The organism is Cupriavidus sp. 207A1 (assembly GCF_057798955.1).
Genome location: NZ_JBYOJO010000028.1, coordinates 13221 through 34763 on the forward strand (window position 1 = coordinate 13221; position 21543 = coordinate 34763).

Genomic DNA, 21543 nt, shown 5'->3' on the forward strand with positions numbered 1-21543 from the left:
GGAATACCCTGTCTTTTTTCTTCTTTCTAACTTTGTCATAGTTACCTAACTTTGGTGTGTTGGCCTATTAACGAGTCGGCCACGGAACGACAGGAGTTCACCCATGGATCAATCCAAGCGCAAGGCTTTCGCGGAGGACGGGGCCGTCCTTATCGAAGGCTGTCTCAATGCAGAACAGCTGGCGCTGTGCCGGCAGGCGTTCGACTGGGGCATCGAGAATCCCGGTCCCAATGCGCACAGCCTGTTCGAGGGCTCGGTGCAGAAGTCGCATGTCGACAACGCAAATCCCTTTGCCAAGGGCAGGCTGGATGAACTGGCCGTCGCGCTGCCCGTTGGCAGGTTGTTTGCCGACCTGTGGGGCTCCGAGCACGTCTGGTATTTCGCCGAGGAACTGTTCCTGAAGGCCGGCGGCAACGCAGGGCGCTCGCCGTGGCACCAGGACACCTCCTACCTGCCCTGGGCCGGCAAGCACTTTGCCAATGCCTGGATCAGTTTCGAGGCGGTTCCCAAGCGCAACGCGCTGGAGATCGTCCGCGGCTCGCATCTCGGCACGCGCCACGACGGCAGCACCTTCCAGAACCCGGACGATCCCACCGAACCCTTGCACGGTGGCGGCGTCTGGCCTCGGCTGCCGAACATCGAGGCCGAGCGCCATGCCAACCCCGATGCCTACGACATCATCTCCTGGGCGACCCGGCCCGGCGACGTGCTGCTACTGCATCCCGGCGTGCTGCACGGGGGCGGCGCCGTCGACGCCGACTTCCCGAATCGCCACACGCTGGTGATGCGTTTCTTCGGCGACGATGCGGTTTTCAGTCCGCTGCCAGAGCACAGCGATGCGGGTTTCACGCCGGCGGGCGTCCTGTTTGTTGAAGAACTGGCATCGCTGAAGGCGGGCGACCCGTTCCGCGCTTCCTGCTTCCGTCAAATCTTCTAAGCCAAGGCCATCCCTGACATGACGACTCCCCCCATGACCCGACAGTCCATCATTCCGCACGGCACCGAGGCGCTGTACGACGCCCTCCATTTCTCTCCCGCGACCCGCGTTGGCGACACCATCTGGGTTTCCGGGCAGGTCGGCGTCGACGCCACCATGACCCCGGCAGAAGGCATGGAGGCGCAGGCGCGGCTCGCCTTCGAAGCGCTGAAGGGCGTCCTGGCGACCGCCGGTGCCAGCCTTGCCGACGTGGTCGAACTGACGACCTACCACACCCGCTTTCGCAGCGAGCTCGCCGAATTCACCAAGGTGAAGGACGAGTACATCCCCAACCGCTATCCCTCCTGGACTGCGGTCGGCGTGACCGAGCTGGCGCTGCCCGGGCTGTGCATCGAGATCCAGGCGGTTGCGATAGTGGGCAGCGGCGAAACCTGAGCCTGGTAGCTGGTGGGCGACAACTACCATTTTTTGGCGCCTATGTTTGTCATAGTGTCCTATGTTAGGCACTCTGTATAAAAAGAAGCCGGGACAGTAACCGGTTGAACCTGGTGGTAGGAGACACAGATGAAATACACGACGTGGTTGATCAGCGCGACCGTGGCGCTCGGCGGCGCAGCTTACGCCGCCGCTCCCGAGCAGGACATGGCCCGGCTTGGCAAGGACCTTACCCCGGTGGGTGCCGAGCGTGCCGGCAACAAGGACGGGTCCATTCCGGAATGGACCGGTGGCGACATGAAGGCGCCAGGCGGCTGGAAGCCCGGCACGCCGCGCCCCGATCCCTATGCGAACGACAAGCGCCTGCTGTCGATCGACGCGTCCAATGTCGACCGCTACAAGGACAAGCTCGCCCCCGGGCAGGTCGAGATGGTGAAGACGATCCCGGGCTACCGCATGGACGTCTATACGACGCGCCGTTCCTGTGGCTTCCCCGACTTCTACTACGAGCGCACGAAGAAGAATGCGGCGAGCGCCAGGCTTGCCGACAACGGCCAGAACCTGGCCGAGGCGCTCGGTGCCGGCGTGCCTTTCCCGATCCCGCAAAGCGGCGTCGAAGCGATGTGGAACCACAAGCTGCACTGGAAGGGCGAGGGCTTCCAGATGAGCTACGCCGGCTATATCCCGCCCAAAGGCGGCGACAGCATCGGCGAGCCGCTCGGCCAGGAGGAATGGCAGACGTCGCCGATGTGGTCGCCGTCGAACAAGGGCGTCGCCGACGCGCGCGGCATCGAAAGCCTGTACCTCAACACCTTCACCAGCCCGCCGTCGATCGCCGGGGATGCCACGCTCACGCAGTACAAGTTCGCCGAGGCCAACGACGTCTGGCTGTACTTCGCCAGCCAGCGCCGCGTACGCCGGGCGCCGACGTACCAGTACGACGCGCCGCAGCTCAATACGGAGAATTTGCTGACGGTCGACCAGTACATGCAGTTCAACGGCCCGCTGGACCGCTACGACTGGAAGCTGGTCGGCAAGAAGGAGATGTACGTCCCGTACAACACCTATCGCCTCAACTCTTCCGCGAACAAGGTCGAGGATGTCGTCAAGCCAAAGTTCCTCAGCCGCGACCACACGCGCTACGAGCTGCACCGCATGTGGGTGGTGGAGGCCACGCTCAAGTCCGGCATGCGCCATACCTTCCCCAAGCGCGTGTTCTATCTCGACGAGGACACCTGGACCATCCTGGTGGAAGACATGTACGACGCGCAGGGCAAGGTCTGGCGCACGACCGAGATGGGCCCGTACATGGCCTGGGAAATCCCGGCCTGCGTGTGGGCGGCGAACACCAGCTATGACCACCAGACCCGGCGCGCGGTGCTCGACCGCGTGGTCGCGGGCCGCAAGGAGCCGGACTGGCTGGCCACGCGCGAAGGACGCCTGAAGGAGAAGACTTTCGAGCCGGACGGCCTGCGCCGATTCACCACGCGCTAAGCGATCACAAGGGTACGGAGAGGCCATCATGAAACTGCGTGATCACGCGGGACCGGTCGCCGGGGCGATCGGCAGGGCGAGTGCGAATGCATGTGCACGCGCAAGGAAACTGGACCGGAAGCTGGTCTGCACCGCGATCGTCGGCGTGCTGGCCGGGGCCAATGCAGGAGCGGCCCGCGCCGCGCAATGGACGCTCGACAACGGCTGGCAGGTGGCCTTCGACTCGACGGTGTCGTTCGGCGTGGCGGTGCGCACGTCGAAAACGAACTGCAGCTTCGTCGGCAATGACAACGGCGGTTGCGTCGGCGACGCGCCGACGCCGCTGCAGCAGAGCAACCCGGCCGTGTTCTCGTCGAGCCAGGACGTGCTGCGCGTGAACCAGGACGACGGAAACCTGAACTACAAGCGCTGGCAGCCGGTCTCCGCCAATGCGCAGTGGACCAGCGACCTGTACGTCAAGGCTTCAGACGGCTGGAGCGGGCTGCTGCGCGGTGTCATCAACTACGACTTCGCGGTCGACCATACCCGGCGCAGCGACCTCGACCCGTCGGCGCGCAACTTTGCCACCAGCAACCCGCGCCTGCTCGACGCCTACGTGACCAAGGAGTTCGAGGTCGGCGACCAGCAGGCGCGCGTGCGCGTCGGCAACCAGGTGCTGAGCTGGGGTGAGAACCTCTACATCCCGGGCGGCGTGAACTCGATCAACCCGATCTACCTGCCGTCGGCGCACCAGCCCGGCACGCCGCTGAAGAACCTGTTCATCCCGTCGCCGATGGTCTCGGCCAGTTCGTCGCTGGGTCCGGACCTGGGCATCGAAGCCTTCTACCAGTGGAAGTGGAACAGCTTCGTGTTCGATGCGCCCGGGACGTTCTTTTCCACCAGCGACTTCGTCGGCAGTGGCGGGCGCGGCCTCTATATCCCGACCTCGACGCTCAATGCGGCGCTGGGCGCCGCGGGCTTGCCGCCGTTTCCGCGCGCCACCATCGGCGACAACGGCACCCGGATCGTCGGCATCAATCCCGCGACCGGGTTGCCCTACAACCGCCGCCTGAGCGCCGGCGAGCTGGCTGACCCTGGCGCCAACCCGGTGGGGCCGCTGCTTGGCGCCGGCACGTTCGTCCCGCGCGGCCCGGACAACAAGCCGACCAATGCCGGTCAGGGCGGGCTCGCGCTGCGCTACAAGTTCCCCGATAGCGGCAACGAGCTCGGCTTCTACTACCAGCACTACAGCGACAAGGTGCCATTCGTCAGCTACCAGGTGGGCACCACCACGGCCAACCCCTTCGGCTGGCAGGCGTCGCTCGACTACGGCAAGAACCGCGACCTGTTCGGCCTGTCGTACAACTTCCAGGCTGGCGAATGGGTGATCGGCACGGAGCTTTCCTATCGGCCGCGCGATGGCGTCGCGATCGACCCCACCACGGTGATCGATCCGGGCAATCCGTACTACTGCAATGCGCTCGCCGATTTCACCGTGAAGCCGGTCGGCAGCAGCTGCAAGGGCTGGGTCGACACGCAGCACTACCAGCTGCACCTGACCGGCATCCACATCATGTCGCCATCGGGGTCGTTCGGCTGGCTGCTGCGCGCGCTGGGCGCCAGCGAGGGCACGCTCACCGCCGAGGGTGCGCTGGCGTACTACCCGAAGCTGAAGCTCAACGCCGGCATCCCGTATGCAGTCACCGCCGACTACAAGCTGCCGACGAAGCTTTCGGCGGGCATGGTGCTGGCGGCGTCGGTGACCTATCCCAACATCTTCGGCACGAGGGCGTCGCTGTCGCCGGATATCGCCGTGATGCAGGGCATCGGTGGCTATTCGGCAACGGCGCTGCCGGGCTTCATCCAGGGCGCGGGCGCCGCGGTGATCGGCACGACCATCGATTTCAAGACAAAGCCGGAAACCAGGCTGCGCCTGGATTACACCCACAACTGGGGCGGTAGCGGCAGCAATCTGCTGCGCGATCGTGACTTCTATTCCCTCAGCATGACCACCGCATTCTGATGCTTGCACGCCTGTTAACCCGTCTAGAAGCTGCCCTGTTCGGGCATCGCCTTTCATTCCTGCTGCTGCTGGCGGGCTTCACGGCCGTCATGGGCGTGCTGGGGGCGAAGCTCGAACTCGAAGCCGGCTTCGAAAAGCAGCTGCCGCAGGGCCATGAATACATCAAGACCTTCGAGCAGTACCGCCACCAGCTGTTCGGCGCCAACCGGCTGACCATCGCCGTCCATGCCCGCGACGGCGACATCTGGAACGCGCAGGCGCTGACCCAGGTGCTCAAGGTGACCGAAGCCGTCACCTACCTGCCCGGCGTGGACCGGGCGAGCGTGACTTCGCTGTGGACGCCGAACGTCTTCTTCACCGAGATCACCGAAGACGGCTTCCGCGCCGAGGCGGTGACCGGCGGAGACGTCGTGCCGGAGAAGCTCTCGGCCGAGGTCATCGGGATGGTCCGCCAGCGTGCCACCGCCGGCGGCCATATCGGCACGCTGGTCGCGCGCGACCAGACCAGCGCGCTGATCACGGCGGAGCTTGGTGATGTCGACCCGGCCACGGGCAGGAAGCTCGACTATATCCAGTTCAACCGCTTGCTGGAGGAGAAGATCCGGCGCCCGTTCGAGAATGACAAGGTCGAGATCCAGATCATCGGGTTTGCCAAGCAGACCGGCGACATCGCCGACCGCGCTGCGGACGTGGCTCGCTTCTTCGCCATCGCCTTCCTGCTCACCGGGCTCGCCGTGTACTGGTACTGCCGCTCGCTCCGGCTGACGCTGCTGCCGCTCGCGTGCTCGCTGGTGTCGCTGGTGTGGCAGTTCGGCACGCTGCGCCTGCTCGGATACGGGCTTGATCCGCTGGCGATCCTGGTGCCGTTCCTGGTGTTCGCCATCGGCGTCTCGCACGGTATCCAGCAGATCAACTTCATCGTGCGTGAAGTTGCGCAAGGCACCGATTCCGCCATGGCCGCGCGGCGCAGCTTCACGGGCTTGCTGATTCCCGGCTCGCTTGCGCTGATCACCGCGCTGGTCAGCTTCGTCACGCTGCTCCTGATCCCGATTCCGATGATCCGCGAGCTGGCGCTGACCGCGGCGATCGGGGTGGGCTACAAGATCGTCACCAACCTGATGATGCTGCCGGTGGCCGCGTCGTACTTCCGCTTTTCGCCGGAGTTCGCGCGCCGGTCACTGGCTCGGCGCGAGCGCCATAACGTGTGGCTGGAAACCATCGCCCGCATCGCGCGGCCGCGCAACGCCGCGCTGGTGACGCTTGCCGGCGCGGTGGTCTTCGGCCTGGCGCTATGGCAGAGCCAGGGGCGCCACATCGGCAGCCTGCAGGCGGGAGCGCCGGAACTGAGCGCGGACTCGCGCTACAACCTTGACGTGGCGGCGATCGTCGACCGCTTCGACGTGGGCCTGGACTGGCTGACCGTCGTGTTCGAGGCGAGACCGGAGCACAAAGGCGAAGTCTGTTCCCGCGCCGACGAGCTGCTGTTCATCGACGACTTTGCCTGGCGCATGGGCAGCGTGCCCGGGGTCGTGTCGACCGACTCGCTGGCCGCGCAGCTCAAGCTCTACAACGTCGGCATGAACGAAGGCAGCCCCAAGATGGCGACCGTGACGCGCGACCCGCGCGGCCTTGGCTCGCAGTTCCAGGGCGTGAACAACCGCATCGCCGGCCTGTCGTCGATCGACTGCCGCGTGCAGGGCGTCAACCTCTACCTGCCGGACCACCGCGCCCCGACCATCAAGGGCGTGGTGGAGGCGGTGAAGGACTTCCGCGACGCCAACCGGATCGACGGGGTGCACGTGCGGCTGGCGAGCGGCAACGCGGGCGTGCAGGCCGCCACCAACGAGGTGCTGGAGGCAAGCGAGCTGCCGATGATGCTCTACGTCTACGCCGCCATCCTGATCCTGGTGTTCCTGGTCTACCGCGACTGGCGCGCGATGATCGCCTGCTGCCTGCCGCTGACCGTCGCGACGTGGATCGGCTACTGGTTCATGAAGCAGCTGGAGATCGGCCTGACCGTGGCCACGCTGCCGGTGATGGTGCTCGCGGTCGGCGTCGGCGTGGACTACGCCTTCTACATCTACAACCGCCTGCAGGTGCAGCTTGCGCACGGCCTGGAGTTCACCCGGGCACTCGAGCTGGCGATGAAGGAGACCGGGCTTGCCACCGTATTCACCGCCATCACGCTGTCGGTCGGCGTGGCCACGTGGACGTTCTCGAGCCTCAAGTTCCAGGCCGACATGGGCGCGCTGCTGACCTTCATGTTCATCGTGAACATGGTGATGGCCATCACGCTGCTGCCCGCCTTCGCGGCGATGCTCGAGAAGTTCTTCCCGCGGCGCGGACCGGTGTACATGCCGGAAATTCTGAAGCACTAGGACACAACGATGAGCCACCTTTTTATGAGCCCGCTCCGATACCTGCCCTTTGCTGCGCTGATGGCGGGCCTGTCGTTGCCCGCGACCGCGGCCGGAACCACGGCCGCGCCCTGGCCGACCATGGAACCGGCCCGCCAGGTTTCGAACGCGGCCGCCGCGCCACTGCTGGCGGCCGCGCGCGCCGGGAAGCGCCTTGTCGCGGTCGGCGACCACGGCGTGATCCTGCTTTCGGATGACGGCGTCAGCTTCCGGCAGGCGAAAGCCGTCCCGGTCCGTACGCTGCTGACCACGGTCCAGTTCGTCGACGCCCGCCACGGCTATGCGGCGGGCCACGATGGCGTGGTGCTGGCGACGCAGGACGGGGGCGAGACCTGGAGCTTGCTGCGCGCTACGCCCGGCGTCGAGCAGCCGATCCTGGCGATGCACTTCGACAGCCTCGGGCATGGCATCGCCGTGGGCCTGTACGGTTGGGCGATCGAGACACACGACGCAGGCCGGACCTGGACCGACCTGGCGATCGCGTCAGGCGAAAGTGCCGACCGGCATCTGCTGCACATATTCGCTACCGCCCGCGGCTCGCTGTTCGTCGTCGGCGAGGGCGGGACGATTCACCGCTCGACCGACCGGGGCAAGTCATGGGAACCGACGACCACTGCAGGCAAGGGCTCGCTCTGGCACGGCCTTGCGCTTTCGGACGGCACGCTGCTCGTCTGCGGCATGCGCGGCCACCTCTATCGCAGCAGCGACGACGGCAAGACGTGGCAAGCCGTCGACGCGCATACCACCCAGTCGCTGACCGGCATCGCGGAGCTCGCCGACGGCAGCGTGACCATCGTCGGCATGGGCGGCACCGTGCTCGCGAGCACGGACCACGGCAAGACCTTCGCGCGCTCGGAGCGCGCCGGGCAAGAGGCGCTGACAGCGGTGCTTGCTGACGGCGCGCGCGCGCTGCCGGTGTCGATGACCGGCCCGTTGGTGGCGTCCGGCCCGGCGCAGCGATAGACCTTCGCGCACACGCGGCACTGCAACACCTTCATTCACCGAGCAGAACCAACCTGCCCATACTCTCAAGGAGACAATCATGGCAAAGCACCCCGTCGTCATCTATGGCGCAAGCGGCTACACCGGCATGCTGATCATGGACTGGCTGATCGACCAGAACATTCCCTTCACCGCCGTCGCGCGCAATGCAGCCCGGACCAAGGAAATGATGGCGCAGCGCGTCGTCCGCCTCGAAGCGGCGGAGTACGAGATCATCGAGGCGGAACACGACGTCGACTCGCTCACCAAGGCCTTCCGCGGCGCCAGGGTGGTGTGCAGCACCGTCGGGCCGTTCTTCCGCTTCGGCATGGTAGCCGTCGAGGCGGCGCTCAAGGCCGGATGCCACTACCTCGACCCGGCCGGCGAGCAGCACTACATCCGCCAGGTTCGCGACGAGTTCGGCGAGCAGTATCGCCAGGCCGGGCTGCTGGTGTCCCCGTCGAACGCGTACATGTATACGTTCTCGGAGATCGCGGCGGAACTCGCGCTGGAGACGCCGGGCGTTGACGCGCTCGAGACCGCTGCGCTGTGCCGCGGCCCGCGCGGCGGCGCCGGCGTCAGCGTCGGCTCGACCGCGACCATCTTCGAAGGCTACCGCCAGGAAGCGTGCTTCCTGTGGGAGAAGAAGCTGGAACGCCATGCGCCGGATGCATCGTTCAACATCGTCGACCCGGCGTTCATGCAGCCGGTGTTCTGCCTGCCGTGGGGCGGCACCTCGCTGCCGGTCTACTTCGAGCACGATCCGCGCGTGCGCAGCTGTACGTCCTGCGTGGGGTTCTATGACAACAACGCCATGCGCATGGTGCATGCGATCGGACAAAAGTGGGAGTCCGAATACAAGCACCTCTCGCCCGAGCAGCAGGACGCAGTACTCAAGCAGCTGGTCGATTCGACCACGCCGGCCATGCCGCCGCGCGAACGCACCACGCTGCAGCGCACGGTGGACTTTGCCATCGGTCGCGGCCAGCTCGCATCGGTGCGCGCGACCGTGCACGGCATCACGCCCTACATCGCCACCGGTGCGATCCAGGCGGCCGAGGTCATCAAGCTGCTTGACGGCGACACGGCACGCGTCGGCTTTGCCTCGGGCTCGAAGGCCTTCGGCCATCGGTACCTGCTCGGCTTCCTCGAGCAGCGCGGACTGGCCCGCGCCACGGTGACCAGCCTTTAACTCGCCGGTCCGGCTATTCCTTGCCCGCCTCAGGGCGGGGAATAGCTGCGCAGATTAGTTTCACAGAATTCGTCAGAACACGCTGAGAGTAAGGAACGCCTGACATGGCAATCATTGATTTTTTTGACCGCGGCCTGCGCATCAATCCGCACGGCATCGCCTATATCCAGGACGAGCGCAGCTTTACGTTCCGGGAGATCGGCGAACTGTCGTGCCGCATCGCCAACGGGCTGCTCGCTGAAGGACTCGCCAGGGAGACCAAGGGCGCGGTCTGGGCGGACAACGATGTCACGGCCTGGGGCTGTGCGCTGGGGCTATGGCGCGCGGGGATGGCGTATATCCCCGTCAACGGGCGCAATGCGCCCGACGAGAACCAGTTCATCCTCGACGCCTTCGACTGCGAGGTGCTGTTCTTCCAGCAGGCGTTCGCATCGGTGATCGATGCGTTGCGTGGCGGGCTGCCGAAGGTGAAGCTCTGGGTGTGCATCGACGCCGACCTGCCGTGGGCGCCGTCCCTCGCAACGTGGAGCGCGGGCCAGCCGTCGAGCGCACCGGTGGTCGACTACGACATGGACGATGTCGCGACCCTGTCGGCCACGGGCGGCACCACGGGCCGGCCCAAGGGCGTGATGAACACGCACCGCGCCTACCAGACCTATTTCGCGCAGTTCATGACGGCGTTCCCCTACCAGGGCGAGGAACGCCCCGTGAACCTCGCCGCCGCGCCGATGACGCATACGGCCGGGATGCTGTCGCTGCCTTGCACCGCTCGGGGCGGCACCGTGGTGGTCCTGCCCAAGCCCGATCCCGCGGCCGTGCTGGGCGCGATTGCGCGGCACCGGGTGACGGAGTTCTTCCTGCCGCCCACGGTCATCTATCGTCTGCTCGACATCCCCGGCATCTCGAAGCAGGACTTCTCCTCGCTCAAGTGCTTCCTTTATGGCGCCGCGCCGATGTCGGTCGAGAAGCTCAAGCGCGCGCTCGAAGTGTTTGGCCCGGTCATGGCGGGCGGCTACGGCCAGACCGAGGCGCCGGCGTCGATCTCCTACCTGACACCGGCCGAGCATTTCGTCGGGGGACGGCTGGCATCGGACGAGCGGCTGTCCTCGGTGGGCCGGCCGAACCCGCTGATTCGCGTAGAGATCCTGAACGACCGTGGCGAGGTGCTGCCCCAGGGCGAGAGCGGCGAGATCTGCGTGCGCGGGGACCTCGTCATGAAGGGTTACTACAAGGCGCCCGACAAGACGGCCGAGACCATTGTCGACGGCTGGCTGCACACCGGCGACATCGGCCATCTCGACGCGGACGGCTATCTGCATATCACCGACCGCAAGAAGGACATGATCATCAGCGGTGGCTTCAACGTGTATCCCAGCGAAGTCGAACAGGTCATCTGGGCGCATCCGGCGGTGCAGGACTGCGCGGTGATCGGCGTGCCCGACGAGACGTGGGGCGAGGCGGTGAAGGCGGTGGTGGAACTGAACGCGGGCCATAGCGTCAGTGCGGACGAACTGGTCGGCCTGTGCAAGCAGAAGCTAGGCTCGGTGAAGGCGCCCAAGAGCGTGGATTTCGTCGCCGCGCTGCCGCGCAGCCCGGTCGGCAAAGTCCTGAAGAAAGACCTGCGCGAGCAATACTGGCAAGGCCTGCAACGCAAGATCTGATCGGGTTTTCGGGGAACGACAAGCTATGAGCAATATCTACATCGCCGGCATCGCCATGACCGTATTCGGCCGGCATCCCGAGCGCAGCATCGAGGACCTTGCCGGCGAGGCGCTGCGCGGCGCGCTGGCGGACGCCGGCTGCACCGCCGGCGCCGTTGGCGCGGCGTTCTACTCCGGCATCACCAATGGCGCGCTGCAGGGCCAGTTGTCGGTCCCCGGACAAGTTGTCTTCAGCAAGACCGGGGTCGAGGGCATTCCGGTGTTCAACGTCGAGAACGCCTGCGCCTCGGGCAGCACCGCCGTTCACCTGGCGGTGCAGCACCTCAGGGCCGGAGCGTGCGACGTGGCGCTGGCCATCGGCGCCGAGAAGATGAACGTTCCGGACAAGGCCAGGTCATTTGCGCTGTTCGAAGGGGGGTGGGACGTGTCCAGGGTCGAGGAGAATTTCGCGACGCTGGCACGGCTGGGCGAAGGGATCGAGCCACCGCCCGGATCGGAGTCCGACAAGCCCTACAGCCGTTTCATGAAGATCTATGCCGCGCTGTGCCGGTATCACATGAAGACCTACGGCACCACACAGCGCCAGATCGCGGCTGTGTCGGCGAAGAACCATGGGCATTCGGTGCATAACCCGCACTCGCAGTTCCGCCGGCCGTTCACGCTCGACGAGGTGCTTGCCGCGCCGCCGATCACGTATCCGATCACGCTGCCGATGTGCGCGCCGGTCTCGGACGGCGCGGCGGCCGCCATTCTTTGCACCGAGGCAGGCCTGCGGCGCATCGGCGCGGACCGCGGCCGATGCATCCGGGTTGCGGCGAGCGTGATCCGCAGCTTCACGCACCGGCCCATCGATGCGCCGGAACGCAACATCGGCTACCTGGCCGCGCGCCAGGCGTATGAACAGGCCGGCCTGGGCCCGCAGGACATGCACGTCGCGGAAGTCCATGACGCCTCGGCGATGGGTGAAATCATCCAGGCCGAGAACCTCGGCCTGGTGCCAATCGGCGAGGGCGGGCCGGCTGCCGAGCGCGGCGAGTTCACGCTGGGCGGACGGATCCCCATCAACACCTCGGGCGGGCTCGAATCCAAGGGTCATCCCTTGGGCGCGACCGGCATTGGCCAGCTCTATGAACTGGTCACCCAGTTGCGCGGGGAAGCCGGCGTGCGGCAGGTGCAGGGCGCGCGTCACGCGATCCAGGAGAACGGCGGGGGCTTGCAGGGCGTCGAGGAAGCGGCGCTCGCCATCCATATTCTGCGCAAGGATTGAAGGAGACAGGCATGGCTGGGTTCGACAGGCAGGGCAGGCAGGTGTATCGCCCGCTCGGCGGCTGGGTGGAGGCGCCGGATGACCAGCAGCCGGAACTGGAGGGCGAGGCGGCCGCGGACGTGATCGTTGTCGGCGCCGGCTTTGCCGGCCTCTCCACCGCGCTGGAGCTGGCCGCGCGCGGCGCAAAAGTGATCGTCCTCGAGCGCGAGTTCGCCGGATTTGGCGCAAGCGGTCGCAACGCGGGCTATCTCGCGGGCGGGCAAGGGCTAGAGTACGATCTGTTCCTCAGGCGCGTGGGTCACGCGCAGGCGAAGCAGATCATCCGCTTCTACGATGACGGCGTGGATTACGTGGAGCGGAAGCTTGCCGAGCTCGGGATCGATTGCGACTACAACGCCTCGGGCATTATCCGTGCGGGGGTTCATCCTTCGCAGGAGAAGAAGCTGCGCAAGAGCCTGCGGACCGGCGTGGCACTCGGCTCGCCGGGGGAGTTCCTTGATTACGCCGCGATGCGCGCGCGCGGCATACCGCCGGCATTCCTGTTCGGTTGCTACCTGCCAGGCGGTGGCACGCTCGATCCGGGCAAATATGTCATGGGCTTGCGGCGCGCGGCGCTGCGTGCCGGGGTGAGGATCTGCGAGAACACGAAGGTGCTGTCCTGGGCCGACGGCCCAACCGTCACGGTGCAGACCGAACGGGGCCGCGCGCACGCGCCATTCCTGGTGCTTGCCACCAATGCCTATACGCCGCAGCTTGGCCTGCTGGGCAACAAGGTGATCCCGCTGCGGGTGTCGGCGCTCGAGACCGAGCCGCTGTCTGCGGCACAACTGGCGTCGCTCGGCTGGCCACGGCGCGAAGGCATCGTGACGGCGCACTGGACCATGGAAAGCCATCGCCTGACCGCGCGCAACACGCTTGTGACAACGACGAAGCGGCTGCACTACGTCTACGGCAGGCAGACGCCGAATGTGCCGGACGAGGCAGCCTATCGGGCGCTGGCGAACGGGCTGCACCAGCGCTTCCCGATGCTGGGGGACCTGGCCATCCGGTCATGCTGGAGCGGCTATATCAGTTTCGCCTACGACGCGCTGCCAGTGGTCGGCGAAGCCGGCGCACAGCGCAACGTCCTCTATGCCGCCGGTTGTTCGGGGCATGGCGTCGGCACCCAGTCGCTGATGGGGCTGCTGCTGGCCGAGCGGATCTGCGGCGTGGAAAATCCGCTGCTTGCGGCGTTGCGCCACAAGACGCCGCTGACGCTGCCCGAACCGCTGCAGTGGTGCGCGGTCAATGCCGCGCTGGGCGTGGCCAACAGGCTGGACCACCGGGTGAACCGCAAGGCGAGGGACGCCGCGCGCCGGTAAGGTGCGGCAGCATGCCATTTCACTGCTATCTTCAAGGAGGGACCCGCCGCCGAAGCGACTCTGGCGCCATGCGCGCCGACGGGCGTCAGCTATAATGACGCCCGCCCAGCGACCCGCTGGCGCGATCCTTTCCCCAGTGCCGAAAGGCCCTGATTCAAGGCAGAAGAGATGACCGTGCCTACGGAACCGCGCACCACCAGGAAGCGGCGCACCACGACCGCAGCGTCCACCGGAGCAGACCCCGAAGGACTGCGGGCCCAGGGCCTGCGCACGCGCAATGCCATCATCCGCGTCGCGCGGAAGCTGCTGCTCGAAGGCGGCAGCCTGGAATTCTCGCTGCGCGCCGTGGCCCTTGGCGCCGGTATCAGCATCAGCAACCTCCAGTACTACTTCCCGACCAGGCAGGCCGTGCTGCGCGCCATCATGGCGCCGATCATCGACGCCTACCTCGAAGACCTGAAGCGCGCGCTGGACAGCCGCATGGCACCGCGGGAGGCGCTCGACACGCTGCTGGATAAGGCGCTCACAGACGCCAGCAGCCACAAGGAGTCGGCGTTGTGGTGGCACTTCGTTTCGCTGGCCTCCACCGATCCCGAGTGTGCGCGCATGTTCGACGAGTGGTATGACACGCTCACGCGCGGCATTGCTGAACTGGCGCGAGCCGTGAATCCTGAACTGAAGACGGCAGAAAGTCTGCATGTCGCCTCGCTGCTGATCGCCATGGCCGATGGACTCGCCCTGCAGCTCGGTGCGGGACGACGCAAGCGTGCGTACCACGGCGGCCTCAACAAGGCCTTTCGTGCCACCGTCAATCATCTCGTGCTGGGCGAGCGGTCGACCGAAGAGGCCGGCTAGGCGTCACAACGTCGGTGCCCGGATGCGGAAAGACAGGGATTACCCTGTCTTTTTTTATGCTTGTATGTTTGGCAACATGACCTATGTTTTGTATAGTGTTCTAATAAATGAGCGACTGGTCCCGACAGCCGCCCGGTTTGTCCACGAACAAAGGAGACAGAGATGATTCGCCTGAACCAGACCACGGCCCTGCCCGCAGTCGGCCTGACCGGATTCGAGACGCCGTTGAGCGAAGAGGAGAACGCGATCCAGCAGACCGTTCATCGTTTCGCTCGCGAGGTACTGCGGCCGGTTGGCCGCGAGCTTGACCGCATGACGCCGGAGGAGGTCATCGCCCCAGGGTCGCCGTATTGGGCGGCGATGATGGAAAGCGCGAAGCTGGGGCTCGACCCGCAGCTGATCGCGCAGTTTCCGCCTGAGGTTGCCGTTCGCATCGAATCGCTGATCGGTGAGGAGCTCGGGTGGGGCGATGCCGGCCTGGCCGTCTCGCTGGGCGCGGCGACCATGCCGCTGACGATGGCGCAATCGCTCGGCAACCAGGAACTGGTCGAGATGTGTGCGGGCAAGATCGGCTGCTGGATGAATACACAGCCCGACCGCGGTTCCGATGCCGCGATCCTGTACCGCGAGGAACTGAGCGCCGGCGGCAAGCAGCCGGTGGGCAACGTCACCGCAAAGGTCGGTGCCGATGAGATCGTCATCAACGGCCAGAGCTCGGCCTGGGTGTCGAACGGATCGGTGGCGCAGGTCGCGCTGGCCTACATGGCGGCGGACTACGGCGAGGGCTTCCATGGCACTGGGGAGCAGGGCGGGTTCACCAACGGCCTTGGCCTGATCCTGCCGCTCGACCTGCCAGGAATCTCGCGCGGCAAGCCGCTGGACAAGATCGGCCAGCGTTCCCTGCCCCAGGGGGAGATCTATTTCGACAACGTCAGGGTGCCAAAGCGCTTCGCCATTGCGCTGAAGGACGACTACCTTGGCAACCTGGCCTCGACCTGGTCGTTCGCGGGCACCCACATGTGCCAGGTCTTCGTCGGCGTGGCGCGTGCGGCCTTCGAGCTGGCGCTGGCCTATTGCCACGAACGCAAGCAGGGTGGAGCGCTGCTGATGGACCACCAGATGACCCACTTGCGCGTCGGCGAGATGCTGCGCCGGCTGGAGATGGCGCGTGCCATCGCGCGCCGCAGCCTGGCATTCGCGCGCTTGTCGCCGCAGAGCCATCCCTATGCGACCGCGCAAGCCAAGGTCAGCGTGACCGAAGAGGCGATGAAGATCACGCACGAGGCCTTCCAGCTCTTCGGTGCCAACGGCACCACGCGCGAGTTCCCGATCGAGAAGCTCTTCCGCGATGTGCGCTCCGCACTGATCGAGGACGGCGAGAACTACGTGCTCGCCTCGCGCCTGGGGGTGCTGGCCGGGCGGCTTTACCAGAATGGTTGGGCGCGCGAGTAAGCGTATCGGCATGCGTCCGGCCATGCGCCAGACACCGGCCGTCGCGGCGGCCGGCGCAGCGCAACGGACAAAGCAGCCCTTTGCAGTGAGAAGCAGTCATGACGACATGTTCCAGCGCGAGCGCTGCCGCATGGGGGCAGCAGCCCGGCTCCAGCGAGCTGCTCCACCGGATCCGCGCCTCGGTGGCGCGCATTCGCGTGGATGCGGCAAACGGCGCCGGCATCGAACGCCTCTTGTCGACCCTCCTGCGCCACGCGCTCGCGGCGGGCTCGCCGTTCGAGATCGCGCTGGTGCTCGGGAGCGCGGCAGAACTGATGTTGTTCCCGGAACCAGAGGTCCTGGAGCAATGTACGGCAGCCGTGCAACAGGCTGACCAGCAGGCGCTGCGCGGACTGGTCTGGGCGGTCCGGCACAGAAGCATGAGAAGCGGGAAGGGCGCGCGCAGGTTTGCGCTCGACCCGCAGTGAGGCAATGAAACTGCGAAACAACATGGTGAAGCCTTCAATCAACACGCAGCGCAGGCAGCTGCTCAAGCTGGCTGGCATCTCGACTGCGGTAGGCAGTATGGGCAGCCTGAGCCCTGGGCCGGCGCATGCCGGCAAGCCGGGGGACGTCCTCGACGTCGTCATTGTCGGCGCGGGCCTGGCGGGCCTGACGGCGGCACGGGACCTGAGCCATGCCGGCTGCGAGTCATTGGTCGTGCTCGAAGCGCGTGATCGCGTTGGCGGGCGGACGCTGAACTGCGACGTGGGTTCCGGGCAAGTGTCCGAGGTCGGCGGCCAGTGGATCGGCCCTGGCCAGACCGCCGTGGCCGACCTTGCGCGTGAACTGGACGTCGGCACGTTCCCGAGCTTCTACAAGGGCAACACCGTCATTCTCGGCGGCGACGGCCGCCTGGAGATGGACCTCAAGGGCACGTTCGGCAGTGACGAGGCGATCGGGAGCAAGCTCAGCGAGCTCTCGCGCGAAGTTCCCGCCGGCGCGCCATGGAAGTCACCGAAGGCAGCCGAACTGGACAAGCTCTCGGTCGGCGACTGGCTGGCGCGACAGAACATCAAGCCGGAGGACCGCACCGGCTGGAATGCGAGCATCGCGCTCTCCGGCGGCGTGATGCCGGCCAAGATGGGACTGCTGCATTTCCTCTCGATGATCAATTCGGCTGCCTGCGACTACATGCAGCTCGACAGCATCAAGCATAGCGCGCAGGAAACGCGCTTCGTCGGCGGTTCGCAGGTACTGAGCAACCGGATTGCGCAGGCGTTGGGCGGGAAGGTGCGACTGTCGAGCCCGGTGCGACGCATCTCCGGATGGGACCGCGACGTCGTCACGCTGCACACGGACCATGGCGAGATGCGCGCCCGGCAGGTCATCATGGCCCTGAGCCCACCCTTGTGCCAGCAGATCCGGTTCGATCCCCCGCTGCCGGCAAAGCGTGCCGCCCTGCAGCGTGCCTGGCCCGCCCACTCGCCGGCGCGGAAGACGGCCATGGTCTATTCCCGGCCGTTCTGGCGCGACAAGGGCTTGAACGGACATATCTTCCAGGTGAACGGGCCCATCCTGTGGGCTTTCGACAACTCTCCGCCAGGCGGGGAGATCGGCGTCATCAACGCCTTTATCTCGAACGCGCAGGTCCCGTCGGAACCCAAGGCCGCGCAGCAATTCCTGACGGCGCTGTACGCCCGTGCCTTTGGCCGCGAAGCGCTGTCCCCGGTGTCATATCACGATCACGACTGGGGCCGCGCTGATCCATGGACGATCACCTGCGTTTCCGCGATCCCGCCGGGCTTCTGGAGCACCCACGGCGAGGCCTTGCGCCCACCGTGCGGGAAGCTGATCTGGTCCGGCACCGAGACGGCCGAGATCTGGGCCGGCTACATGGACGGCGCCGTGCGATCGGGTCACCACGCCGCGCTCCAGGCGCTCAACGCGCTGCGTCGCGCGTAGGAGGCAGGGATGACGAAACGGATATTGCTGGGCGCCGCCGGCGCCATCATTGCCGGACTGCTGGCCTGGTTGGGGCCCGACCTCCTCGGACTCTATCGGCTTGACCGCTACATCTCCGCGTCCGCGGCGGCCTACGAGACCAATAGCGGACCCTGGCCTCACGTGACGGACGCTTGCATCGGGTGCCACGGCGTCAGGGGCAATTCGATGCATCAGGGTTATCCGAGCCTGGCAAGCCAGCCGGCCCCGTACGTGGCGGCCCAGCTCCAGAAGTTCGCAAGCGGCGAGCGGCACAACCCTACCATGGGCCCGCTGGCGATGACCATGAGCGAGACCGAGATCAACCATCTGGCCGATCACTTTGCCAGGCAACTGGCCGTCGCCAACCGGACTTTCACGCCGGATGCCGTGTTGCGGGAGCGGGGCAGGCAACTGGTGGCATCGGGCAACTGCATCGCTTGCCACGGCGGCCAGTTGATGGGGCGCGACCAGTTTCCGCGCCTTGCCGGCCAGGGTTATGACTACCTGCTTGCGCAGTTCGACGCGTTCGCCGACGGCACGCGCGGCGATCCGACCGGAATGATGAAACGCATTGCCATGGCGGCTTCAGCGCAGGACCGCAAGGCGATGGCGAGCTACCTCGCCAGCCTCGCCCCGCGGAAGTGACGAAGCTGCCCGAAAACATATACCTGGAGTCGTAATGGAACTCAGCTTCTACATTCTCTGCCTTTCGATCGCCACTCTGGTGGCAACGTCCTTGATCTTCGGCCTGAAGTTTCTGGGCAAGCGCAACTATCTTCTCGGGTTCGAGTGGCTGGTCGTGACGTTCTCGGCATCGAACTTCCTGCTCTATTTCCTGGGCGGTGTGGAATTCTCCTATCGCATCTCATACTTCCTGGACGCGTTCTCCCGGGGCTTCGGTATTCCGGTGATCGCCACTGCCGGACTGATGGCCGTCACGCATCGCTACAAGCCGTCCATCCTGTCGGATGTCCTGTTCTTTGCCGCCGCTATCGCGGCAACGGGGGTCCTGGTGTCGGCCGATTTCATGGCGCAGCCCCGGCCGTACTTCTACGTAGCGATGTGGTCCGCATTCTCGGTGTACCTCGCCTACTTTGCCTGGAGATTGCTGAGCGCCGGGGAGGGTCTGCTTGCACTCGGCGTGCTCGTAGTCCTGCTGACGTCTCAGGCCGTCGCCACCATCTACGACTTTTACAAGATCCCCGGCGATGACGAGCAGGCCATCTTCTATGTGCTCGCGTGCCTGGCGTGGTCGCTCATGTGCGTCGTGATGTATTACGCCTATGGTGCGCTGGAGCGCGCGGAGAAGAACGAGGCATCGCTGTCGTCGATGCTGGCGGCACCATGAACCCGGCGACTCCCATGAGCATGGACTTCTCCGCGTTCGCCGGCACGCGCCCGGTGACCGAAGCCATCGGCTTCGATCCCGCTGCACTGCAGGACTGGATGACGCAGCACGTGGAGGGCTTCGCCGGCCCGCTGGCGATCGAGCAGTTCAACGGCGGCCAGTCCAATCCCACCTTCAAGCTGGTCACGCCGGATCAGACCTATGTCATGCGTGCCAGGCCCGGGCCGCGGGCAAGGCTGCTGCCATCGGCGCATGCCATCGAGCGCGAGTTCCGCGTGATGGCAGCGCTTGCCGGTACGGACGTGCCGGTTGCGAGGACCTATGCCATGTGCGAGGACGAGGCAGTGATCGGCCGCGCCTTCTACATCATGGAGCATGTCGAAGGGCGCGTGCTGTGGGACCCGGCGCTCCCCGGCATGGCCCCGCATGAGCGCGCGGCCATCTACGACGAGATGAACCGGGTCATCGCGGCGCTGCACAGCGTCGACTACAAGGCTGTCGGCCTGGGCGACTATGGCAAGCCAGGCAACTATTTCTCCCGCCAGATCGAGCGGTGGAGCAGGCAGTACAAGTCTTCCCAGACCGAGTCCATTCCGGCGATGGATGCGCTGATGTCATGCCTGCCCCGGCACATCCCGCACGAAGCGGAGGAGCAGGTCTGCATCGTTCACGGTGATTACCGGCTCGACAACCTCATCTTCCATCCGACCGAGCCTCGTGTCCTTGCGCTGCTCGACTGGGAACTCTCGACCCTCGGCCATCCGATGGCGGACTTCAGCTATCACTGCATGAGCTGGCATATCGAACCGGGCCCGCTCCGGGGCATGGCAGGCGTTCACGCCGCCAGCCTGGGTATCCCGGACGAGAAGGCCTATCGGCGTGCCTATGAGCAACGTACCGGACGCAAGATTGCGCAGGACTGGCACTTCTACCTCGCCTTCAGCATGTTTCGCACCGCGGGCATCCTGCAAGGCATCATGAAGCGGGCGTCGGATGGCACCGCGACTTCCACGCGTGCGCTCGAAACCGGGAAACTGGCCAGGCCGGTCGCGGCAATGGCCTGGAAGCATCTGCAAATGCATTCGCGCTGACCGGCACTTCTTCCAACATCACAGCATCATGGCGAATTCAACACCGACCCCTATCGCGCAGCCCGGCCTTGCCGGATTCCTGGACTTCACCGGCAAGACGGTGCTGGTGGTGGGAGGCTCCAGCGGCATCGGCAACGGCATTGCCCAGGCATTCCGGCAACTCGGCGCAGAGGTCCACGCATGGGGCACGCGTGCCCGCGCGGCCGACTACAGCGCCGACGACGGCTCTGACCTCTGCGGTCTGCATTATGCGCAGGTAGATGTCTCCGACCAGGCCGCCATCCACGCCGTGCAGCCCGCCTTCCAGCGCCTGGATGCGCTGGTGCTGTCACAGGGCACCATCCTGTACAAGCGGGCCGAGTTCGAGATGGAAGCCTTTGACCGGGTGCTGAGCGTCAACCTGTCCAGCGTGATGGCGTGCGCGGTCAAGTTCCGGCCAATGCTCCGCGAGAGCCAGGGTTCCCTGGTTACGCTGAGCTCGATTGCGGGCTTCCGGTCCGTGCGCGGAAACCCGGCCTACGCCGCATCCAAGTCAGGCGTGGTGGGTCTGACCCGCACGCTGGGCGAAGCCTGGGCAGCCGAAGGTATTCGCGTCAACGGCATTGCCCCGGGACTGGTCGATACCAAGCTCACCAAGGTCACCACGGCTTCGCCGGCGCGGCTCGATGCAACGCTTTCGCGCGTGCCCCTGGGCCGCATGGGCTTGCCACACGAGATCGCCGGAGTCGCCGTTTTCCTGGCCTCGCCGTTGGCCTCCTATATGGTTGGTGAGACGCTGCTTGTCGACGGCGGGCTGACGCTGGCCTGAGACAAGGGAATCGAATATGCAAATTGGTATTCCACGGGAAACACTCCGCGGCGAGACTCGCGTCGCCGCCACCCCGGAGACCGTCAAGAAATACGTCGCCCAGGGCCACAAGGTGGTGATCCAGGCCGGCGCCGGCCTGGGCGCCAGCCAGCCCGACAGCGCGTATGAGGCGGTCGGCGCCACCATCGGCAGCGCCGCCGACGCGCTCGGCGCACAGATGGTGCTCAAGGTGCGCGCACCCGATGCCGCCGAACTGGCGCAGATGAAGCCCGGCGCG

General features: G+C 65.9%; 18 protein-coding genes and 1 pseudogene. All 19 read left to right on the forward strand.

Going from position 1 to position 21543, the window contains the following annotated elements:
* Positions 1–103: 103 nt before the first annotated feature.
* On the forward strand, positions 104–937 hold the full coding sequence (locus AC3FMM_RS31100; RefSeq protein ID WP_488688286.1) for a phytanoyl-CoA dioxygenase family protein: 834 nt from the start codon (positions 104–106) through the stop codon (positions 935–937).
* 18 nt (positions 938–955) lie between these two features.
* Positions 956–1372 (forward strand): RidA family protein, encoded by a 417-nt coding sequence (locus AC3FMM_RS31105; RefSeq protein ID WP_488688288.1) that lies wholly within the window; start codon positions 956–958, stop codon positions 1370–1372.
* A gap of 129 nt (positions 1373–1501) precedes the next feature.
* Positions 1502–2866: a DUF1329 domain-containing protein gene (locus AC3FMM_RS31110; protein WP_326348234.1), complete on the forward strand. Its 1365-nt coding sequence runs from the start codon at positions 1502–1504 to the stop codon at positions 2864–2866.
* A 28-nt stretch (positions 2867–2894) separates the two neighbouring features.
* Positions 2895–4868, forward strand: a complete 1974-nt coding sequence (locus AC3FMM_RS31115; RefSeq protein ID WP_488688290.1) for a DUF1302 domain-containing protein — start codon at positions 2895–2897, stop codon at positions 4866–4868.
* On the forward strand, positions 4868–7246 hold the full coding sequence (locus AC3FMM_RS31120) for an efflux RND transporter permease subunit (RefSeq protein ID WP_473704771.1): 2379 nt from the start codon (positions 4868–4870) through the stop codon (positions 7244–7246). Before AC3FMM_RS31115 ends, AC3FMM_RS31120 begins: the two co-directional genes overlap by 1 nt.
* A 9-nt stretch (positions 7247–7255) precedes the next feature.
* Entirely contained in the window at positions 7256–8248 is a 993-nt protein-coding gene (locus AC3FMM_RS31125) for a WD40/YVTN/BNR-like repeat-containing protein (protein WP_488688293.1), read from the forward strand.
* 79 nt (positions 8249–8327) lie between these two features.
* Positions 8328–9458 carry a saccharopine dehydrogenase family protein gene (locus AC3FMM_RS31130; RefSeq protein ID WP_326348230.1) on the forward strand — a complete coding sequence of 377 codons (1131 nt, stop codon included), beginning with the start codon at positions 8328–8330 and terminating at the stop codon, positions 9456–9458.
* Between the two features lie 104 nt (positions 9459–9562).
* The gene (locus AC3FMM_RS31135) at positions 9563–11119 is read left to right on the forward strand and encodes an AMP-binding protein (protein WP_488688295.1); all 1557 of its coding nucleotides are present in this window, start codon (positions 9563–9565) and stop codon (positions 11117–11119) included.
* 25 nt (positions 11120–11144) lie between these two features.
* Positions 11145–12386, forward strand: a complete 1242-nt coding sequence (locus tag AC3FMM_RS31140; RefSeq protein WP_326348228.1) for a thiolase family protein — start codon at positions 11145–11147, stop codon at positions 12384–12386.
* Between the two features lie 11 nt (positions 12387–12397).
* Complete coding sequence (locus tag AC3FMM_RS31145; RefSeq protein ID WP_488688297.1) at positions 12398–13747, forward strand: NAD(P)/FAD-dependent oxidoreductase; 1350 nt, start codon at positions 12398–12400, stop codon at positions 13745–13747.
* A gap of 168 nt (positions 13748–13915) precedes the next feature.
* Entirely contained in the window at positions 13916–14602 is a 687-nt protein-coding gene (locus AC3FMM_RS31150) for a TetR/AcrR family transcriptional regulator (RefSeq protein ID WP_414248691.1), read from the forward strand.
* 162 nt (positions 14603–14764) lie between these two features.
* Positions 14765–16054 carry an acyl-CoA dehydrogenase family protein gene (locus tag AC3FMM_RS31155; protein ID WP_414248692.1) on the forward strand — a complete coding sequence of 430 codons (1290 nt, stop codon included), beginning with the start codon at positions 14765–14767 and terminating at the stop codon, positions 16052–16054.
* A 98-nt stretch (positions 16055–16152) separates the two neighbouring features.
* On the forward strand, positions 16153–16521 hold the full coding sequence (locus AC3FMM_RS31160; RefSeq protein ID WP_211983453.1) for a hypothetical protein: 369 nt from the start codon (positions 16153–16155) through the stop codon (positions 16519–16521).
* A gap of 4 nt (positions 16522–16525) precedes the next feature.
* Positions 16526–17998 carry a flavin monoamine oxidase family protein gene (locus AC3FMM_RS31165; protein ID WP_488688300.1) on the forward strand — a complete coding sequence of 491 codons (1473 nt, stop codon included), beginning with the start codon at positions 16526–16528 and terminating at the stop codon, positions 17996–17998.
* A 9-nt stretch (positions 17999–18007) separates the two neighbouring features.
* Entirely contained in the window at positions 18008–18664 is a 657-nt protein-coding gene (locus tag AC3FMM_RS31170; RefSeq protein ID WP_488688302.1) for a c-type cytochrome, read from the forward strand.
* 34 nt (positions 18665–18698) lie between these two features.
* Positions 18699–19367 carry a hypothetical protein gene (locus AC3FMM_RS31175; RefSeq protein WP_488688304.1) on the forward strand — a complete coding sequence of 223 codons (669 nt, stop codon included), beginning with the start codon at positions 18699–18701 and terminating at the stop codon, positions 19365–19367.
* Between the two features lie 14 nt (positions 19368–19381).
* Positions 19382–20458: a phosphotransferase gene (locus AC3FMM_RS31180; RefSeq protein ID WP_488688306.1), complete on the forward strand. Its 1077-nt coding sequence runs from the start codon at positions 19382–19384 to the stop codon at positions 20456–20458.
* Positions 20459–20486: 28 nt separating this feature from the next.
* Entirely contained in the window at positions 20487–21266 is a 780-nt protein-coding gene (locus AC3FMM_RS31185) for an SDR family NAD(P)-dependent oxidoreductase (RefSeq protein ID WP_326348220.1), read from the forward strand.
* Between the two features lie 16 nt (positions 21267–21282).
* Positions 21283–21543, forward strand: a pseudogene (locus tag AC3FMM_RS31190) (NAD(P)(+) transhydrogenase (Re/Si-specific) subunit alpha); the annotation flags it as partial.

What these genes read in the sequence shown, in the direction of transcription:
- AC3FMM_RS31170 (WP_488688302.1), top strand. Translation starts at nt 18,008, where the DNA reads ATGACGAAACGGATATTGCTGGGCGCCGCCGGCGCCATCATTGCCGGA.
- AC3FMM_RS31105 (WP_488688288.1), top strand. Translation starts at nt 956, where the DNA reads ATGACGACTCCCCCCATGACCCGACAGTCCATCATTCCGCACGGCACC.
- AC3FMM_RS31185 (WP_326348220.1), top strand. Translation starts at nt 20,487, where the DNA reads ATGGCGAATTCAACACCGACCCCTATCGCGCAGCCCGGCCTTGCCGGA.
- AC3FMM_RS31120 (WP_473704771.1), top strand. Translation starts at nt 4,868, where the DNA reads ATGCTTGCACGCCTGTTAACCCGTCTAGAAGCTGCCCTGTTCGGGCAT.
- AC3FMM_RS31155 (WP_414248692.1), top strand. Translation starts at nt 14,765, where the DNA reads ATGATTCGCCTGAACCAGACCACGGCCCTGCCCGCAGTCGGCCTGACC.
- AC3FMM_RS31110 (WP_326348234.1), top strand. Translation starts at nt 1,502, where the DNA reads ATGAAATACACGACGTGGTTGATCAGCGCGACCGTGGCGCTCGGCGGC.
- AC3FMM_RS31160 (WP_211983453.1), top strand. Translation starts at nt 16,153, where the DNA reads ATGACGACATGTTCCAGCGCGAGCGCTGCCGCATGGGGGCAGCAGCCC.
- AC3FMM_RS31125 (WP_488688293.1), top strand. Translation starts at nt 7,256, where the DNA reads ATGAGCCACCTTTTTATGAGCCCGCTCCGATACCTGCCCTTTGCTGCG.
- AC3FMM_RS31165 (WP_488688300.1), top strand. Translation starts at nt 16,526, where the DNA reads ATGAAACTGCGAAACAACATGGTGAAGCCTTCAATCAACACGCAGCGC.
- AC3FMM_RS31140 (WP_326348228.1), top strand. Translation starts at nt 11,145, where the DNA reads ATGAGCAATATCTACATCGCCGGCATCGCCATGACCGTATTCGGCCGG.
- AC3FMM_RS31145 (WP_488688297.1), top strand. Translation starts at nt 12,398, where the DNA reads ATGGCTGGGTTCGACAGGCAGGGCAGGCAGGTGTATCGCCCGCTCGGC.
- AC3FMM_RS31135 (WP_488688295.1), top strand. Translation starts at nt 9,563, where the DNA reads ATGGCAATCATTGATTTTTTTGACCGCGGCCTGCGCATCAATCCGCAC.
- AC3FMM_RS31150 (WP_414248691.1), top strand. Translation starts at nt 13,916, where the DNA reads ATGACCGTGCCTACGGAACCGCGCACCACCAGGAAGCGGCGCACCACG.
- AC3FMM_RS31180 (WP_488688306.1), top strand. Translation starts at nt 19,382, where the DNA reads ATGAGCATGGACTTCTCCGCGTTCGCCGGCACGCGCCCGGTGACCGAA.
- AC3FMM_RS31115 (WP_488688290.1), top strand. Translation starts at nt 2,895, where the DNA reads ATGAAACTGCGTGATCACGCGGGACCGGTCGCCGGGGCGATCGGCAGG.
- AC3FMM_RS31175 (WP_488688304.1), top strand. Translation starts at nt 18,699, where the DNA reads ATGGAACTCAGCTTCTACATTCTCTGCCTTTCGATCGCCACTCTGGTG.
- AC3FMM_RS31100 (WP_488688286.1), top strand. Translation starts at nt 104, where the DNA reads ATGGATCAATCCAAGCGCAAGGCTTTCGCGGAGGACGGGGCCGTCCTT.
- AC3FMM_RS31130 (WP_326348230.1), top strand. Translation starts at nt 8,328, where the DNA reads ATGGCAAAGCACCCCGTCGTCATCTATGGCGCAAGCGGCTACACCGGC.